The sequence below is a fragment of the Serratia sp. BIGb0163 genome (assembly GCF_024809935.1).
Taxonomy (GTDB): domain Bacteria; phylum Pseudomonadota; class Gammaproteobacteria; order Enterobacterales; family Enterobacteriaceae; genus Serratia; species Serratia quinivorans.
This window is the reverse complement of sequence record NZ_JANUDZ010000009.1, coordinates 73,117-91,158: the sequence shown is the minus strand read 5'-3', so window position 1 is coordinate 91,158 and position 18,042 is coordinate 73,117. Positions and strand designations below refer to the sequence as shown.

General features: G+C 56.3%; 15 protein-coding genes. 11 read left to right on the top strand and 4 right to left on the bottom strand.

From position 1 onward, the window contains the following. Positions 1 to 501: 501 nt before the first annotated feature. Both aas and lplT read left to right on the top strand, forming a co-directional pair. Positions 502 to 2,655 carry a bifunctional acyl-ACP--phospholipid O-acyltransferase/long-chain-fatty-acid--ACP ligase gene (aas, locus tag M2406_RS23290; protein WP_259191557.1) on the top strand — a complete coding sequence of 718 codons (2,154 nt, stop codon included), beginning with the start codon at positions 502 to 504 and terminating at the stop codon, positions 2,653 to 2,655. Beyond that, positions 2,655 to 3,851 carry a lysophospholipid transporter LplT gene (lplT, locus tag M2406_RS23285; protein ID WP_218217301.1) on the top strand — a complete coding sequence of 399 codons (1,197 nt, stop codon included), beginning with the start codon at positions 2,655 to 2,657 and terminating at the stop codon, positions 3,849 to 3,851. The genes aas and lplT overlap by 1 nt, the downstream gene beginning before the upstream one ends. 52 nt (positions 3,852 to 3,903) lie before the next feature. Here lplT and M2406_RS23280 read toward each other — a convergent pair whose 3' ends face one another. The 4 genes from M2406_RS23280 to mutH form a co-directional block, all read right to left on the bottom strand. Further along, positions 3,904 to 4,944, bottom strand: coding sequence for an NADP(H)-dependent aldo-keto reductase (locus M2406_RS23280; protein ID WP_259191556.1), 1,041 nt, complete (start codon positions 4,942 to 4,944; stop codon positions 3,904 to 3,906). Positions 4,945 to 5,141: 197 nt separating this feature from the next. Beyond that, positions 5,142 to 5,360 carry a YgdI/YgdR family lipoprotein gene (locus M2406_RS23275; RefSeq protein WP_012146530.1) on the bottom strand — a complete coding sequence of 73 codons (219 nt, stop codon included), beginning with the start codon at positions 5,358 to 5,360 and terminating at the stop codon, positions 5,142 to 5,144. 167 nt (positions 5,361 to 5,527) lie between these two features. Further along, the gene (locus M2406_RS23270) at positions 5,528 to 6,244 is read right to left on the bottom strand and encodes a TerC family protein (RefSeq protein ID WP_012146529.1); all 717 of its coding nucleotides are present in this window, start codon (positions 6,242 to 6,244) and stop codon (positions 5,528 to 5,530) included. A gap of 95 nt (positions 6,245 to 6,339) precedes the next feature. Beyond that, a complete protein-coding gene (gene mutH, locus M2406_RS23265; RefSeq protein ID WP_112363227.1) occupies positions 6,340 to 7,026 on the bottom strand; it encodes a DNA mismatch repair endonuclease MutH in 687 nt (228 codons plus the stop codon). A gap of 696 nt (positions 7,027 to 7,722) precedes the next feature. On the opposite strand from mutH, the gene rppH reads away from it, so the two are divergent. The 9 genes from rppH (at position 7,723) to recC (ending at position 17,831) form a co-directional block, all read left to right on the top strand. Beyond that, a complete protein-coding gene (gene rppH, locus M2406_RS23260; RefSeq protein WP_012146527.1) occupies positions 7,723 to 8,250 on the top strand; it encodes an RNA pyrophosphohydrolase in 528 nt (175 codons plus the stop codon). Between the two features lie 12 nt (positions 8,251 to 8,262). After that, entirely contained in the window at positions 8,263 to 10,509 is a 2,247-nt protein-coding gene (ptsP, locus tag M2406_RS23255) for a phosphoenolpyruvate--protein phosphotransferase (protein WP_259191553.1), read from the top strand. Positions 10,510 to 10,702: 193 nt separating this feature from the next. Further along, a complete protein-coding gene (gene lgt, locus M2406_RS23250) occupies positions 10,703 to 11,575 on the top strand; it encodes a prolipoprotein diacylglyceryl transferase (RefSeq protein ID WP_012146525.1) in 873 nt (290 codons plus the stop codon). A 7-nt stretch (positions 11,576 to 11,582) separates the two neighbouring features. Further along, a complete protein-coding gene (gene thyA / locus M2406_RS23245) occupies positions 11,583 to 12,377 on the top strand; it encodes a thymidylate synthase (protein WP_017893814.1) in 795 nt (264 codons plus the stop codon). 198 nt (positions 12,378 to 12,575) lie between these two features. Beyond that, the gene (locus M2406_RS23240; RefSeq protein ID WP_259191551.1) at positions 12,576 to 13,085 is read left to right on the top strand and encodes a prepilin peptidase-dependent protein; all 510 of its coding nucleotides are present in this window, start codon (positions 12,576 to 12,578) and stop codon (positions 13,083 to 13,085) included. Further along, positions 13,073 to 13,651 carry a prepilin peptidase-dependent protein gene (locus M2406_RS23235; protein WP_259191550.1) on the top strand — a complete coding sequence of 193 codons (579 nt, stop codon included), beginning with the start codon at positions 13,073 to 13,075 and terminating at the stop codon, positions 13,649 to 13,651. Before M2406_RS23240 ends, M2406_RS23235 begins: the two co-directional genes overlap by 13 nt. Next, positions 13,648 to 14,094, top strand: coding sequence for a YgdB family protein (locus M2406_RS23230; protein ID WP_012146521.1), 447 nt, complete (start codon positions 13,648 to 13,650; stop codon positions 14,092 to 14,094). Before M2406_RS23235 ends, M2406_RS23230 begins: the two co-directional genes overlap by 4 nt. Further along, positions 14,084 to 14,425, top strand: a complete 342-nt coding sequence (locus M2406_RS23225) for a prepilin-type N-terminal cleavage/methylation domain-containing protein (RefSeq protein ID WP_259191549.1) — start codon at positions 14,084 to 14,086, stop codon at positions 14,423 to 14,425. Before M2406_RS23230 ends, M2406_RS23225 begins: the two co-directional genes overlap by 11 nt. A 34-nt stretch (positions 14,426 to 14,459) precedes the next feature. Beyond that, the gene (gene recC / locus M2406_RS23220) at positions 14,460 to 17,831 is read left to right on the top strand and encodes an exodeoxyribonuclease V subunit gamma (RefSeq protein ID WP_259191548.1); all 3,372 of its coding nucleotides are present in this window, start codon (positions 14,460 to 14,462) and stop codon (positions 17,829 to 17,831) included. Positions 17,832 to 18,042 lie beyond the last annotated feature (211 nt).

Below are 18,042 nucleotides of genomic sequence, written 5' to 3'. Positions count from 1 at the left end.
TACACTTTGCGCCCCAATGTTGCGATTGCCTGCTGGCTGGTTTTTGCCGGCACAGGGTAAATTGAACGTCCCAGAGGTATTGATTGGTGAATCTCAGCAACTTGTTGTTGAACCCATATTAATTTGCACCAACCTACGCAGATGCGTAGGTTTTTTTTTGTCTGATGCCTTGCCATCCCGCCTGCACAAAATTCGATTTTGTTTTTTTCTGTTCCAGGACTGTTTAAGTTTCATTGAGTTATTTCCGTAAATTGCGGGAAATTTACAGCTGGTTGCATTTAGAGCAAAACTCTTGCGATTGGTCGGTAGTTTCTTGATCGCTACCTCTCTAGAGTAGGTGATCCCAGAGGTATTGATTGGTGAGAAATCAGCATACTCTGTATGTTGAAGCCATTTTCAATTGCACCAACCTACGCGGATGCGTAGGTTTTTTTTTGCCTGCCATATAGTATTCTTTTCCCTACAACCATTTACGCTCATCTTGGCCAAGGGGAGAAGGGCATGATCTTTTCTATACTGCGGGTGCTGTTCCGCCTGCTGTACCGGGTACGTGTCGAGGGCGACGTCCGGCATTTCGACCAGCAAAAACTGCTAATTACGCCCAATCATGTCTCCTTCCTTGACGGTATTTTGCTGGCGTTGTTTTTGCCGATCAAACCGGTGTTTGCCGTCTATGCCAGTATTGGCGATCGCTGGTTTATGCGCTGGCTGCGGCCCTATATCGACTTTGTCTCACTCGACCCTACCAAACCCATGGCCATCAAACAGCTGGTGCGCACGGTGGAACAGGGCAGGCCGGTAGTGGTGTTTCCCGAAGGACGTATAACCGTTACCGGTTCGCTGATGAAGGTTTATGACGGTGCCGCGTTTATCGCCGCCAAATCGGGGGCGACCCTGGTGCCGATACGGCTCGATGGCGCCGAGTTCAGCCCCTTTGGCCGCATGGCCGGAGTGTTCAAGATCCGCTGGTTCCCGCAGATCAGCATCCGTATTTTACCGCCGACCTCGCTGCCGATGCCGGTAGCGCCGCGCGCCCGCGATCGCCGAGCATTGGCCGGGGATCGGCTGCACCAGATCATGATGCAGGCGCGAATGGATACCCGTGAGCCGCAGACTCTGTTTCAGGCTCTGCTGGCGGCGCAGCACCGTTATGGCCGCAGCAAGCCGTGTATCGAGGATATTAACTTCAAGGAGGACAGTTACCGCACGCTGACCAAGAAAGCGCTGGGCGTCAGCCGTATCCTGCAACGTTTTACCGCCGAGGGCGAACATGTCGGTATGTTATTGCCGAACGCGACCATCACCGTAGCGGCGATTTTTGGCGCTTCACTGCGCAACCGCATTCCGGCGATGCTCAACTACACCGCCGGTTCCAAGGGCCTGAAAAGCGCCATGACCGCCGCCAGCCTCAAAACTATCGTCACGTCACGCCAGTTTCTCGAAAAGGGCAAGCTGACCCATTTGCCGCAGCAGGTGCCGGAGGCCAACTGGGTGTACCTGGAAGACCTGAAAGATACGGTGACCCTGGCGGACAAGCTGTGGATCCTGCGCCATCTGTTGCAACCGGCGCGGGCCATGCTGCCGCAGCAACCTGACGATGCGGCGCTGATCCTGTTCACCTCGGGTTCGGAGGGCAATCCGAAGGGCGTGGTGCATTCCCATGCCAGCCTGTTGGCCAACGTTGAACAGATCCGTACCATCTCCGATTTCACCCCGCGTGACCGCTTTATGTCATCGCTGCCGTTGTTCCACTCGTTCGGCCTGACGGTCGGGCTGCTGACGCCGCTGATGACCGGCAGCCGCATCTTCCTTTACCCCAGCCCGCTGCATTACCGTGTGGTTCCGGAACTGGTGTACGACCGTAACTGCACCGTGTTGTTCGGCACAGCGACCTTCCTTAATAACTATGCGCGTTTTGCTCACCCGTATGATTTTGCCCGTTTGCGCTATGTGGTTGCCGGGGCGGAAAAGCTGGCGGACAGCACCAAACAGATTTATCAGGACAAATACGGCATCCGTATTCTGGAAGGCTATGGCGTGACTGAATGCGCACCGGTGGTGTCGATCAACGTGCCGCTGGCGGCCAAGGTCGGTACCGTCGGCCGTATTATGCCGAACATGGAAGCGCGGCTGATGAAGGTGCCGGGCATCGATAACGGTGGGCGCCTACAGTTGAAGGGGCCTAATATCATGAAAGGTTACCTGCGGGTCGAGCGTCCGGGCGAACTGGAACCCCCGGCGGCCGAGGATGAGCATGGCAACCTGCAGCCGGGTTGGTACGACACCGGCGATATTGTCACATTGGACGAGCAGGGTTACTGCGTGATCCGCGGCCGGGTGAAGCGCTTTGCCAAACTGGCGGGGGAAATGGTCTCGCTGGAAAGCGTTGAACTGCTGGCACAGCGCGTCGCGCCGGAAGCCCAGCATGCCGCCACGGTTAAAAGCGACAGCAGCAAGGGCGAGGCGCTGGTGCTGTTTACCACCGACGCCGGCATCACCCGTGAGGCCTTGTTGAAGGTGGCGCGTGAGTTGGGCAGCCCTGAGCTGACGGTGCCGCGTGATATCCGTATTTTGAAAACCTTACCGGTGCTTGGCAGCGGTAAACCGGACTTTGTGACCCTGCGTAACATGGCTGAACAGCCGGAGATTGCCTGATGAACCCGACGTTACCTACTGATTCACCTTTGCTTTCTCGCAGTATGATCGCCGTAATTTGCGCCCAGTTTCTGTCCGCATTCGGTGACAATGCATTGCTGTTCGCTACCCTGGCATTGATCAAGCAACAGCTCTACCCCGACTGGAGCCAACCGATTTTGCAGATGGCGTTTGTCGCCACCTATATCATCCTCGCGCCCTTTGTCGGGCAGGTCGCCGACAGCTTCGCCAAGGGGCGGGTGATGATGGTGGCCAACGGCCTGAAACTGGCCGGCGCGTTGGTGATCTGTTTCGGGTTTAATCCGTTCCTCGGCTATACCCTGGTCGGCGTAGGGGCAGCCGCCTATTCACCCGCCAAATACGGCATTCTGGGTGAGATCACCAGCGGCGAAAAGCTGGTCAAAGCCAACGGCCTGATGGAGGCTTCTACCATCGCCGCGATCCTGATAGGTTCGGTGGCCGGTGGCATATTGGCCGACTGGCACATTGTGGCGGCGCTGGCGGTGTGTGCGGTGGTCTACGCGGCGGCGGTGATCGCCAATCTGTACATTCCACGTTTGCCGGCGGCACATCCTGCCGTTTCCTGGACGCCGCGTGCCATGACGCAGGCTTTCTTCAACGCCTGTGTGGTGCTGTGGCGCGACGGTCAGACGCGTTTCTCTTTGATCGGTACCAGTCTGTTTTGGGGGGCCGGGGTCACGCTGCGCTTCCTGTTGGTGCTTTGGGTGCCGGTGGCACTCGGTATCGCCGACAACGCTACGCCGACGTTGCTCAATGCGATGGTGGCGGTCGGGATAGTGATAGGCGCCGGGGCAGCCGCGCGTTTCGTCACGCTGGAGACGGTGAAGCGCTGTATGCCAGCCGGGATCCTGATCGGCGTGGCGGTGGCAATATTTGCCCTGCAAACCACCCTGTTTAATGCTTATGCACTGCTGTTGATTATCGGCGTATTGGGCGGTTTTTTTGTGGTGCCGTTGAATGCGCTGTTGCAGGAACGGGGCAAAAATTCGGTGGGGGCAGGCAATGCGATCGCGGTACAGAACCTGGGGGAGAACACCGCCATGCTGCTGATGCTGGGGTTGTATTCGCTGGCCGTTAAAGTCAGCGTGCCGGTGGTCGGCGTGGGAATTGGCTTTGGCGTGGTGTTTGCGCTGGCAATTAGCGCGCTGTGGCTGTCGCAGCGGCGGGCAAAATAGCAGAAGGGGCGCGGATTAGGCGCCCCATCTTATTGATGGCGCAGGACGTGTTTTATGGTGCCGGAATAGTAAAGCGGGTGTGGATCTCTTCCAGCCCCTGCAGTACGTCTTCATTCAATACCACGTCGAAACTGTCGATGTTGGTTTTCAGCTGTTCCAGCGTGGTTGCACCCAGCAGGGTGCTGGCAACGAACGGCTGCTGGCGCACAAACGCCAGTGCCATCTGCGACGGATCCAACCCGTGCTTTTTGGCTAACGCGACATACTCGGCAATCGCCAACTGCGTTTGTGGCGCAGAGTAGCGGTTAAAGCGAGTGAATAGCGTGTTGCGTGCCCCGGCAGGCTTGGCACCGTTGAGATACTTGCCGCTCAGGGTGCCGAACGCCAGGCTGGAATAGGCCAACAGTTCGACCCCTTCGTGCTGGCTGATCTCCGCCAGGGCAATCTCAAAACTGCGGTTCAGCAGGCTATAGGGGTTTTGAATCGAAACGATGCGCGGCAACTCATGTTTTTCAGCCAGTTGCAGGTAACGCATTACGCCCCATGGCGTTTCGTTAGACACCCCGATATAGCGGATTTTACCGGCACGCACCTGTTCGGCCAGCGCTTCCAGCGTTTCCAGCAGGGTGACGGTGGCCTTATCGTCGGTGTATTGATAATTGAGCTTGCCGAAGTAGTTGGTCGGGCGCTGCGGCCAGTGCAATTGGTAGAGATCGAGATAATCGGTGTTGAGTCGTTTCAGGCTGGCGTCCAGCGCGACACGAATATTTTTGCGATCCAGCGCCTGCTGCGGGCGGATGCTGCTGTCGGTACCGCGCACCGGCCCGGCAATCTTGCTGGCCAGCACTATCTTTTCACGGTTGCCGCGTGCCTTGATCCAACTGCCGATGTATTGCTCGGTCAGCCCCTGGGTTTCAGGGCGGGGCGGTACCGGGTACATCTCTGCGGTGTCAATCAGGTTGACGCCAGCGGCTAATGCATAGTCGAGTTGCGCGTGGGCATCGGCTTCACTGTTCTGTTCGCCAAAGGTCATGGTGCCCAGTCCCAGCACGCTCACTTCTAAAGAACTGTGGGGAATACGGTGGTATTGCATTAACGGCCTTCCTTTCATGTTAGCGCTTACGGGCTAAACCGCCCGGTGAAACAGGAGCCAAAGGGCAGGCTGTGGCAAACAACCTGCAAGGCGGTGTACTGCCTTTGCCGACTATAACCAAGCCGAGAAGATGGGGGAAGCGGATTCAGTGCGGGGAGGGCTATCGCGCACTACGAGAGCGATAGCCGACGGGGAATTTAACGTTCGATAACCTGTGAAACCTGATCGCCGTTGATTTGGCGGCTGTTACCTTTTTCATCTTTATAGCTGATCAGGCCGGTATCTTGGTCAATCTCCGGTTTGCCCTCGGTCAGGATCATATTGCCGTCTTTGGTCGCCATCACGTAATCGCTGGAACATCCCGCCAACCCGGCGGCGATCACCAACGCAGACACTGCCATTACCCACTTTTTCATCCTGCGGATCCTCAGTTATATATGCAAAAAAGAAGCTTCTTTTAAGATTAGCAAAATCTGGATGCGCCGTGTTTCGGATAAGTCTTTATCTTGATAGGGAAAGTGACGCTGAAACAGGGCAGCAGAAAATAATAACGGGAGTGGCTGACGCGCACTCCCGTGGAGAATTACTCAGAGACGGTTTTTTTCTTGCTGCGCATCAGGTTGAGCGCTTCGACCGACATTGAGAAGAACATCGCAAAGTAGATGTAGCCTTTCGGCACATGTACCTGGAAGCTTTCCAGCATCAGGGTGAAGCCCACCAGGATCAGGAACGCCAACGCCAGCATCTTCACCGAAGGGTGGCGGTTAACGAACTCGCCAATAGGCCGGGCGGCAAACATCATGACGCCAACGGCAATCACCACTGCGGCCATCATAATAAACAGATGGTCGGACAGGCCTACCGCGGTAATCACCGAGTCCAGGCTGAAAATGATGTCCAGCAGCATAATTTGCACGATAGCGCCGAAGAAACCGTGCACCTTGGTGTGGTGCTCTTCATCAGAGCCTTCGATGGTCTCATGGATCTCTTTACTGGCTTTCCAAATCAGGAACAGCCCACCCAGCAGCAGGATCAGATCGCGTGCCGAGATGCTGTGGTCCATGACGCTAAACAGCGGATGGGTCAGACGGATCACCCAGGCGATGGAGGCCAACAGCCCCAGACGCATTAACATTGCGCCGGCCAGCCCGATGCGGCGAGCCTTGTTCTGCTGCGCTTTCGGCAGCTTGGACACCACCAGCGAAAGGAAAATAATGTTATCAATACCCAGAATGATCTCAAGAATGGTCAGCGTACCTAACGCTAACCAGGCATTGGGATCCATAATCCACTCAAACATTGTCGAGCCACACCTTAATAAAAAACAAAGGCTGAATTATACGCGTTTATTGATACAACGACACTGTTAGCTAAACGCGACCTAAACAAAAGGGATCAGACAAAGAAATGTCTTGCCAATAATGCGCCGGTGAAGCTTTTTTTCAGGTAAAAACCGCGTGGCAATGTGAGGATCGGCTGCCCCTGTTCGCCGATAGCTTCGGTCAGGGCCTTACTGTTGGCCGCCTTGGGACGCAGTTGCAGCACCTCACCGTGGCGGGCGGTGATCCGCTCTACGTGGCCGAGCACGATCAAATCCATCAGTTCCTCCCAGTCGCGGCGCAGCATCTCTTCTTCTTCGGCGTTTGGGCTCCACAACAGCGGTGAACCGATACGTCGCTGCGCCAGCGGGATTTGTCGCTCACCTTCTACCGGGATCCACAGCACCCGCGCCAGCTTATGACGTACATGGCTGCTGGCCCAGGTGACACCGCTGTTGCCGGTTAAGGGGGCTACGCAGACGAAGGTGGTTTCCAGCGGTTTGCCGGCGGCGTCTATCGGGATGGTTTTCAGCTCGATGCCCAGTTCGGGGAAATCCTGCTCCGGCTTGCTGCCCGCCATGGCGCCAAGATATTGCTCCAGCAGCATGCCAACCCAGCCTTTATCACGCTTAAGATCCCTGGGGATAGCCAACCGCGCACCTTCGGCCAGTTCGCCCAGGGAACAGCCGGCAAGCCGCTGCGCCCTTTCAAACAGCTGTTGTTCGTTTTCAGGAGGAGGGGGCAAAGGAGATAAAAACGCCATAATACAAGCCTGTTAGATTTGGTTGAAAAACGTACTGTATTTGTCCACAGAGAACTTTGACCGGAAAGGACTGGGGAAAAGAATAATAGTAGCATGATTTTCCATGACTTTTTCTCTCTCACCCGACAGAGGAAAAATTCCGGCTGACGCTTGTGCACCTGTAGCCACCGACAATAAACAGGATCTTACACCTATTTATCCACAGATTTATGGGATAACCCAAATTTTTACCGATCACTGGTTCGATTTACAGCCTTGACTCAGGCACTTTTTTGCGAAATTGTCCGATTTGTGCGTAACTCATACGGATAATCTGTGGATAAAAACGACGTTGGTGGATCTTTCGCCAGGGTAAGATCCTAAACGGACATAGATCACATTTTTGCTCTGTATAGGGCTGTTGATAATTACATATTAATATGTTTTTAAAGGGTTAATGTGATTTTTGTATTTCCGGGGTTTTTAGGCTCACCAGAGTTTTACCGGCTTATCCCTTGAGTTCTTCACATACCTATCCACAGAAAAAGTGAATAAAACCCGGTGTAAATCGTTCCGCATGTTTATAACTTTGCCATTATCTGTGAGTTATCCCAATGTTATCCGGTTTGCAGCGCCGCAAAGCAGTGGTTTACCGCCTGTAGCTTGTGTGAAACAATCAGGGTATCTATGCGAATTTAAGCTTATCGAGGTAGTCCGGTGATCGATGATGATGGCTACCGCCCGAATGTTGGTATCGTAATCTGTAATCGTCAGGGGCAAGTCCTGTGGGCTCGCCGTTACGGTCAACACTCCTGGCAGTTTCCCCAAGGTGGGATTAACCCTGGTGAAACCGCAGAACAGGCCATGTACCGTGAGCTGTTCGAAGAAGTGGGGCTGAGTAAAAAGGATGTCCGTATCCTGGCCTCAACCCGCAACTGGTTGCGCTATAAATTGCCAAAACGTTTGGTGCGTTGGGACACAAAGCCGGTTTGTATCGGCCAAAAGCAGAAATGGTTTCTGTTGCAGTTAATGTGCAATGACGCTGATATCAATATGCAACGCAGCAGCACGCCGGAGTTTGACGGTTGGCGCTGGGTAAGTTTTTGGTATCCGGTGCGCCAGGTGGTGTCGTTCAAACGCGACGTTTACCGCCGGGTGATGAAAGAATTCGCCGTCACCGTGATGCCGATGCAGGAGCAGGCAGCACAGCGGCAGACCCCCGCTTATCGCCGGAAGAGAGGTTAAGTTAAGCCGACTATGCTCACGCGCTTGCGAGAAATTGTTGAGAAGGTGGCCGCGGCGGCCAGTCTGACAGATGCGCTGGATCTTTTGGTCAATGAAACCTGTCTGGCAATGGATACAGAAGTCTGTTCCATCTACCTGGCGGACAACGACCGCCGCTGCTATTACCTGATGGCGACACGCGGGTTAAAAAAACCGCGTGGGCGCGCTATCGCACTGGCATTTGATGAAGGTATTGTCGGGTTGGTCGGACGCCGTGCGGAGCCGATTAACCTGGCAGACGCGCAGAGCCACCCCAGCTTCAAATACATTCCCCAGGTGAAAGAGGATCGTTTCCGATCCTTCCTCGGCGTGCCGATCATTCATCGCCGTCAGTTGCTGGGGGTATTGGTGGTGCAGCAGCGTGAACTGCGCCAGTTTGACGAAAGCGAAGAATCCTTCATGGTGACCTTGGCCACGCAAATGGCCGGGATCCTCTCGCAGTCACAGCTTAACGCCATTTTTGGTCAATATCGTCAGACGCGTATTCGTGCACTGGCGGCATCGCCGGGCGTCGCGGTAGCTGAAGGCTGGCAGGACAGCAGCCAGCCGTCTCTCGACCAGGTTTACAAAGCCTCGACGCTCGATACCGCCAGCGAACGTGAACGCCTGACTCAGGCACTCGAAGAGGCCGGCGCGGAATTCCGCCGTTTCAGCAAGCGCTTTGCCGCCAGCTCGCAAAAAGAGAGCGCGGCGATCTTCGATCTTTACTCTCACCTGCTCAACGACGCTCGCCTCAAGCGCGAACTCTTTGCCGAGATTGATGCCGGTTCCGTGGCGGAATGGGCGGTTAAACAGGTGATCGAAGTCTTTGCCGCCCAGTTTGCCAGCCTGCAAGACACCTATATGCGTGAGCGTGCCAGCGATCTGCGCGCGCTCGGCCAGCGTCTGCTATTCCATCTCGATGACACCACCCAGGGTGCTACCCAGTGGCCGGCGCGCTTTGTGCTGGTAGCCGATGAGCTGACCGCGACTCTGCTGGCTGAAATGCCGCAGGACAGGCTGGTCGGCGTGGTGGTGCGCGACGGTGCCGCCAACTCCCATGCAGCCATATTGGTGCGGGCGATGGGCGTACCGACGGTGATGGGCGCGGATATTCAGCCTGCGCTGCTCAGCCAGCGACTGCTGATTGTTGACGGTTATCGCGGCGAACTTTTGGTCGACCCCGAACCGGTGCTGGTGCAGGAATACCAACGGCTGATCAGCGAAGAGTTGGAATTAAGCCGATTGGCGGAAGATGACGTTGAGCAACCGGCCCAGCTTAAAAGCGGCGAGCGGGTTCAGGTGATGCTTAATGCCGGCCTCAGCCCGGAACATGAAAAGCTGCTGGGCGGGCGGGTTGACGGTGTGGGTCTGTACCGTACCGAAATTCCCTTTATGCTACAGAGCGGCTTCCCTTCCGAAGAGGAGCAGGTCGCCCAGTATCAGGGCATGTTGCAGATGTACCCGAATAAGCCAGTGACGCTACGTACGCTGGATATCGGTGCCGATAAACAACTGCCTTATATGCCGATCAGCGAAGAAAACCCGTGCCTGGGCTGGCGTGGTATCCGAATTACCCTGGATCAACCGGAGATCTTCCTGATCCAGGTGCGAGCCATGCTGCGCGCCAATGCCGGTACCGGCAATCTGGGCATACTGCTGCCGATGATCACCAGCCTGGAAGAGATCGACGAGGCTCGCAGGTTGATCGACCGGGCAGGGCGGGAAGTGGAAGAGGTGCTGGGGTATGAAATCCCAAAACCCAAATTGGGCATCATGCTGGAAGTCCCTTCGATGATCTTCATGATCCCGCATCTGGCCGGGCGCATTGAGTTTATTTCGGTGGGGACCAACGACCTGACCCAATACCTGCTGGCGGTGGATCGCAACAATACCCGGGTGGCCTCACTGTACGACAGCCTGCATCCTTCCATGTTGCAGGTGCTGAAGCTGATAGCCGTTCAGGCCAGGGCCGTCGGGCTGCAGGTCAGCCTGTGTGGAGAACTGGCCGGCGACCCTATGGGGGCGCTGCTGCTGGTGGGGATGGGCTACCGCAACCTGAGCATGAACGGCCGCAGCGTGGCGCGGATAAAATATCTGCTGCGACACATTGAGTTATCCGACGCCGAAGTGCTGGCCCAGCGGGTGCTTAACGCCCAAATGACCACCGAAGTGCGCCATCAGGTGGCCGCATTTATAGAACGTCGTGGTATGGGCGGTTTGATCCGCGGCGGCAAGTAAGGCCACGGGCTGACTGATTTTTTTACAGAACTTTTCCCGGCGGGCCAGTCCGGTGGTGGTTAAGCTTATGCTATTATCCGCTTCCTCAACTGCGTTGAAAGCCACGGAAAAATAGTGTTCCCGCTGTGTTTCACCGCGTTTGGCACCTGCCGCCCCCGGATGGGGAAGAATAATAGACATGTTGTGGTGATAGATGACCAATAGCTATCTGGCGTTTCCTAAATTTGATCCGGTGATTTTCTCGATCGGCCCGGTTTCTCTGCATTGGTACGGTCTGATGTACCTGGTTGGCTTTGTTTTTGCCATGTGGCTGGCGGTACGCCGGGCTAACAAACCAGGCAGCGGCTGGACCAAGGATGAAGTAGAGAACCTGCTGTACGCCGGTTTCCTCGGTGTGTTCGTCGGTGGCCGCGTGGGTTATGTGCTGTTCTACAACCTGCCGCTGTTCATGGAAAACCCGCTCTATCTGTTTAAAGTCTGGGATGGCGGCATGTCGTTCCACGGCGGTTTGATGGGGGTGATCCTGGTGATGTTCTGGTTCGCTCGCCGCACCAAACGCACCTTCTTCCAGGTTTCTGATTTTATTGCCCCGTTGATCCCCTTCGGCCTGGGCGCCGGCCGTTTGGGCAACTTTATTAACGGCGAACTCTGGGGCCGCGTGACTACCGATACCCCATGGGCGATGCTGTTCCCAAGCTCGCGTGCAGAAGACGTGGCGCTTGCCGCCGCCGATCCGAAACTGTTGCCTATCCTGAACCAATACGGCGTGTTGCCGCGTCACCCGTCCCAGCTGTATGAACTGCTGTTGGAAGGCGTGGTGCTGTTTATCATTCTCAACCTGTTTATCCGCAAGCCGCGGCCGATGGGCGCCGTCTCCGGCCTGTTCCTGATTGGCTATGGTGCATTCCGTATTATTGTCGAAGCTTTCCGCCAGCCGGATGCCCAGCTCGGCCTGTTCGACGGCGTAATCAGCATGGGGCAGATCCTGTCCGTCCCTATGGTGGTGGCCGGTATTATTATGATGATTTGGGCGTATCGTCGCCGCCCGCAGCAACAACTGTCGTGAGGAACAAATGAAACAGTATCTGGATTTGATGAACAAAGTGCTCGCCGAGGGCACCCCTAAAGCCGACCGTACCGGCACTGGCACCTTGTCGATATTCGGCCACCAGATGCGTTTCAATTTGCAGGAAGGGTTTCCGCTGGTCACTACCAAAAAGTGTCACCTGCGTTCAATCATCCATGAGCTGTTGTGGTTCCTGAACGGTGACACCAACGTGGCTTACCTTAAGGAAAACAAAGTCAGCATCTGGGACGAGTGGGCCGACGAAAACGGTAGCCTTGGCCCGGTGTACGGCAAGCAGTGGCGTGCCTGGGGGACGGCGGACGGTCGTCAGATCGATCAATTGACCACCGTGCTGAACCAGTTGAAACAGGACCCGGATTCACGCCGTATCATTGTTTCAGCCTGGAACGTGGGGGAGTTGGATCAGATGGCGTTGGCACCGTGCCACGCGTTCTTCCAGTTCTACGTGGCGGATGGCAAATTGTCTTGTCAACTGTACCAGCGTTCCTGCGATGTGTTCCTCGGCCTGCCGTTCAACATTGCCAGCTACGCGCTATTGGTACATATGATGGCGCAGCAATGTGACCTGGAAGTGGGTGATTTCGTCTGGACCGGCGGCGACACTCATTTGTACAGCAACCATATGGAACAAACCCAGCTGCAGTTGACGCGTGAGCCGCGTGCATTGCCGAAGCTAGTGATTAAGCGCAAGCCGGCATCGCTGTTTGATTACCGTTTCGAAGACTTTGAAATCGAAGGTTACGATCCGCACCCAGCCATTAAGGCACCGGTTGCCATCTGATTTTTACCCGATGATTGATCCCCAGGGGCGCACAGGTTGCGCCCTTTTTTATTTCTGCCGATCCGCCGTGGTTGTTTCTGCGTTCCTCATCGCATTTTGTTGGTTTCTCCCGTCAGTTTCATAGAAAGGTTGCGCAGCGCGCTTCAGGCCGGATAACGCCGTCTTTATCCGGCGGCGGCTCTGGTTACACTGGCCGCCATGAACGACAAGATGATTTTCAATAATATTGATGGCCAGCGCGGGATGACGCTGATTGAGCTGCTGGTGGTGATAACCCTGGCAAGCCTGCTGACCGGTTGGGGGGTTAGCCATTGGCGTCATTATCAACAGGCTCTGCGGCTGGAACATACCGCGCAGCAACTGCTGGCATTTCTCACCCGGTTACAGGCAGACGCCAACTGGCGCAACCGCACGGCACTGCTGGGGTTTAAAACCGGCGATCCCTGGTGCATCGGCAGCGGCCAATCGCCAATGGATTGCGCAGCGCTCGGCGATGATGTGTTCAGCCCCGGCTATCGGGACGTGCAACTGGCGGGTTTTACTCAAAAGGATATGGGGTTCTATGGCCTGCGTAACAATGCACAGGCCGGGCATATCTTGCTCAGCAATGGCGCTGGCCGCCTGCGATTGGTGCTGTCTGCCAAGGGGCGGCTACGGCTATGCAGTGAAGGCGTGAGCATAAGAGGGATTGCGACATGCCAGCCCTAGCGCGCGGTTTTACCTTGCCGGAGGTGATGCTGGCGCTGACGTTTGGCAGCCTGATTGCGTTGGCGGCGGCTAAAACTTATCCGGTCTTGCGTCAGCACAGTGTCGATGTTGGTCGGCATTATCGGCTGGAATCGGTGTTGCGGCAGTTAGCCTTTGGCATTGAGAAGGATCTGCGCCGCGCCGGCTTCTGTGCCGGCCAGTGCCAGGGGCAACCGCTGTTGATTAGCCGGGCGGGCGGAGAGGCCGTGGGCAGTTGCGTGATAGTCGCCTATGACATCACCCGCAGTGGGCGCTGGGAAACTCTTGGCGCCGACGCCGGATACTTCGGTTACCGCTTACGGCAAGGCATGCTGGAGGGGCAACGTGGGGTGAGACACTGCCATGGCGCTGGCTGGGAGCGTCTGCTCGATAACGACGAAGTGCGCATTGAAGCCTTCGGCATCAAGGTGAATGCGGGCGAAGGCGGTAAACGCTGGGTAACGCTGACCTTGAGTGGCCGTTCAAAAGCGGATGGCGGCATACGGCGCAGTCTGCAGTGGGCGGTTAATATGGCCTCGCTGCCATGAGCGCTGCCGGGCAACGGGGAGGCAGCACTCTGGCGGCGGTGATGATGCTGTTGGTGATGGGGCTGATGCTGTTGAATGCCCAGCATCGCCAACTCGACAGTGCTTTGCTGCTGGCTGCCGACGAGAAGCAATATTTACAGGCTTACAATCAGGCCGCTTCGGCGCTCAGTTGGGGTGTTGCGCAGTCCTGGCCACGCGGCAGGCTCGCCGCCAACGGCTGGTGGTGCCAGCAAACCGACCAACTGCGGGCCTGTGCAAAACTGTCCTCTCAGGCAGGTATTGTGCTGGTACGTGGTGATGCGCAGGTGAGCCGTGGGGAACCGCTGCGGTTATATCAACGAACCAGGCCTGATGGCTCAGGGGGCGACATCGGGCTAAGAGCGGAAACCGGCGGCTGGCTGGATTTTTGCCCCGAGAAAAAGCAGGCTGACTGTGCGGAGTAGCCAACGGGGCTTCAGCCTGCCGGAGGTGCTGATTGCCGCATTGCTGTTCGCGGTGTCACTGCTGGGATTGTTACAGTATCATCAGGTGCTGTTGCAGTCGTTCCAGCGCCAATGGCAGTATCGACAGGCCTGGTCGTTGGCGCATCAGCAATTGGAAGTTTTCGCCGCTACCGGGCGGGTAGACGTTGGACTACCGCTACCGACATCCGGATGGCAGCGTCAGATCGGGTTAAGCACCCCGCAAGCCGCCTGCCAGCGGCTGACGGTAAGAATACAAACGCCCCAACGGCAGTGGGCGGAACTCAGTCGTTGGTACTGCATGCGTCAGTGAACCGGCAGACTATTTTGTTTTAAGGGAGCTCCCAATGTTTAGGGTTTATCATTCCAATCAGTTGGATTTGCTGAAAACGTTAACCAGCGCGTTGATAGCCAGAGAGCCATTGGCCGATCCTTTTCAACAGGAAGTGGTGCTGGTGCAGAGCCCGGGTATGGCACAGTGGCTGCAGATGCAACTGGCTGAACAGTTTGGCATTGCTGCCAACATCGCTTTCCCACTGCCGGCGACCTTCATCTGGGACATGTTTACCCGGGTGTTACCGGGCATCCCGAAAGAGAGCGCCTTCAGCAAAGACGCCATGACCTGGAAGCTGATGTGGCTGCTGCCCGATCTGCTCACTCAGCCTGAATTTGCCCCGCTGCAGCATTACCTCACCGACGACGGCGACAAGCGGAAGATTCACCAGCTTGCCGGCCGGGTCGCCGACCTGTTTGACCAATATCTGGTGTATCGCCCGCAATGGCTGGAAAGCTGGCAGAAAGGCGAACGCATTGACGGACTGGCGGAAGCACAGCAGTGGCAGGCACCACTGTGGGCGCGACTGGTCGAATACACCCAGGAACTGGGGCAGCCGGAATGGCATCGTGCCAACCTGTATCGCCGTTTTATCAGCGCGTTAGATAAAGCTGAAACCCCACCTGCGGGGTTGCCGCCTCGGGTATTTATCTGCGGCATCTCGGCCTTGCCGCCGGTCTATCTGGAAGCGCTGCAGGCGCTGGGCAAGCATATCGATATTCATCTGATGTTCACCAACCCCTGCCGCTACTATTGGGGGGACATTCAGAGCCAGTCCTTCCTGGCGAAATTACAGAGCCGCAAAAGACAGCATTATCGCGATAAAACGGAATATTCGTTATTCAGGGATCCAGATAACGCCTCTGCATTGTTTAATGACGCCGGCGAGCAAGACTTGCCGAACCCGCTGTTGGCCTCATGGGGCAAGTTGGGGCGCGACCACCATTTTTTACTTTCGCAGATCGAGTCCTCAGAAGAGGTTTTTGCCTTTGTGGATATCCCTGCGGACAATCTGTTGCATGGCATTCAGCACGATATGTTGGAGCTGAAGAACAGTGCGGTGATCGGCACCACCCCGGAAACGCTGGAGAGCAGCGACACCAAACGTCGACTGGATCCGGCCGACAGGTCTATCAGCCTGCACGCCTGCCATAGTCCGCAGCGTGAGGTAGAGGTGCTGCATGACCAACTGTTGAGCATGCTGGCGGACGATCCTGAGCTGACGCCGCGTGACATCATCGTGATGGTGGCGGATATCGACAGTTACACCCCTTATATTCAGGCGGTATTCGGTAACGCCTCGCCCGAACGCTATCTGCCGTTTGCCATTTCTGACCGAAAAGCCAGCCAGGCGCACCCGGCGCTACAGGCGTTTATCTCGCTGTTGGATCTGCCGCAGAGCCGCTTTACCTCAGAACAGGTACTGGCTTTGCTGGAAGTTCCGGCACTGGCGGCACGTTTCTCCATTCGGGAGGAAGGATTGCGCCTGTTGCGCCATTGGGTTGGTGAGTCTGGCGTGCGCTGGGGGCTGGATGACGACAACGTGCGTGAATTGGATCTGCCCGCTACCGGCCAGCATACCTGGCAATTTGGCATTACACGCATGCTGCTGGGTTACGCGATGGACAGCAATGCCGGTGATTGGCAGGGCGTTTTGCCTTATGACGAGTCGAGCGGGCTGGTGGCAGAACTGGCCGGGCAACTGGCGGAACTGCTGGCAGCGCTGAGTCGTTGGCGGCAACGTCTGGGGCAGGCGCGCTCTTTGCCAGAGTGGCAGCCACTGTGTCGTCAACTGCTTGAGACTTTCTTTGAGCAGGACGGCGAAACGGAAGTGGTGTTGGCACTGATAGAGCGGGAGTGGAACAGGCTGTTCGAGTTCGGGTTGGCGGCGCGCTATCCCGATGAGGTCCCGCTGTCTATCCTGCGGGACGAGTTGGCAGCGCGCCTCGATCAGGAACGCATCAGCCAGCGTTTCCTGGCCGGGCAAATCAACTTCTGTACGCTGATGCCCATGCGTTCTATCCCATTCAAAGTGGTTTGCCTGCTGGGCATGAACGACGGGGTTTATCCGCGCACTCTGCCGCCGTTAGGTTTTGATCTGATGGCGCAACAGGTCAAACGCGGTGACCGCAGCCGCCGTGATGATGACCGTTACCTGTTCCTGGAAGCGATTTTGTCGGCTCAGCAACGGCTGTACATCAGCTTTATTGGCCGCTCCATTCAGGATAACAGCGAGCGTTTTCCTTCGGTGCTGGTGACCGAACTGCTGGAGTATCTGGAGCAAAGTTATTGTCTGCCGGGCGATGAACATCTGGACGCCGATGGCAGCGCACGGCGTGTGGGTAAACACTTGCTTAACTGGCATTCACGCATGCCGTTTGCCGCCGAGAACTTCCTGCCCGATACCGAAGCGCAGAGCTATGCGGCAGAATGGCTGCCTGCCGCCGATCGGCGCGGTGCGGCACATCCGCCGTTTAATCAGCCCTTGCTGCCGGATGAGAAAACTCAGGTCTCGCTGGACGATTTATTACGCTTCTACCGCCACCCGATCCGCGCCTTCTTCCAACTGCGGCTGGGGGTCAGTTTCATCCTGGAAGAAACCGAACTGCCGGATGAAGAACCCTTCACCCTGGATAACCTCAGCCGCTATCAGTTCAACAGCCAACTGCTGAACACCCTGATTGACGGTGAGGATGCCAGCCGCCTGTTTCAGCGGGTGCGTGCCGCCGGTGGGTTGCCTTTTGGCCCCTTCGGCGAAATTTACTGGCAAAAACAACAAGAAGAGATGAGCGAACTGGCCGAACAGGTACGCGCCGAAAGAAGTGAAGGGCACAGCCTGGAACTGGATATCGACATTGCCGGTGTGCGCATCAGCGGCTGGTTACATCAGGTACAAGGCGATGGGCTGCTGCGCTGGCGGCCATCAACCCTATCGGCAGTCGATGGCATATTGCTGTGGCTGGAGCATCTGGTGTATTGCTGCGTCGGGGGGAGCGGCGAAAGTCGCATTTACGGGCGCAAAGGGGCTGTCTGGCGCTTTGCTGCATTAAGCGCGCAAGAGGCCCACGAACAATTGGCCGAACTGGTGGCGGGTTATCAGCGCGGCCTGTGTCAGCCGTTGCTGCTGCTGAACAAAAGCGGCTGGGCGTGGCTGAGCCAGTGCTATCAGCCACAAACGCAGCAGATTGACTGGGATGAAGAGGTGCAAATCAAGGCCCGGGGCAAGCTGCTGCAAACCTGGCAGGGCGACCAGCGTATTCCGGGCGAAGGTGAAGACCCTTATGTGCAGCGGGTCTTCCGCCAGTTGGACAATATTTATTTAGCGCAAATTCTGGACGAAACAGAACGTTATCTGTTGCCGGTGGCACGGCATAACCTTGGGTAACAATCCCCCGGTGGTACTGATTGCCCTGAGGTGGTAAAAATAATCAGGGTTATATTCAACTATCGGGGTTAGTCCCGGTCTTACATAACGTACAAGCATATAGACCCGTCGCCTTTCAAGCTACAGCTTGAAATTCATAGGGTATAGATTTTGAGTGTGTTGTTTTGATGTACGCCGTCAACGTCAGGGATGTGGCGCGACGGCGTCTGAA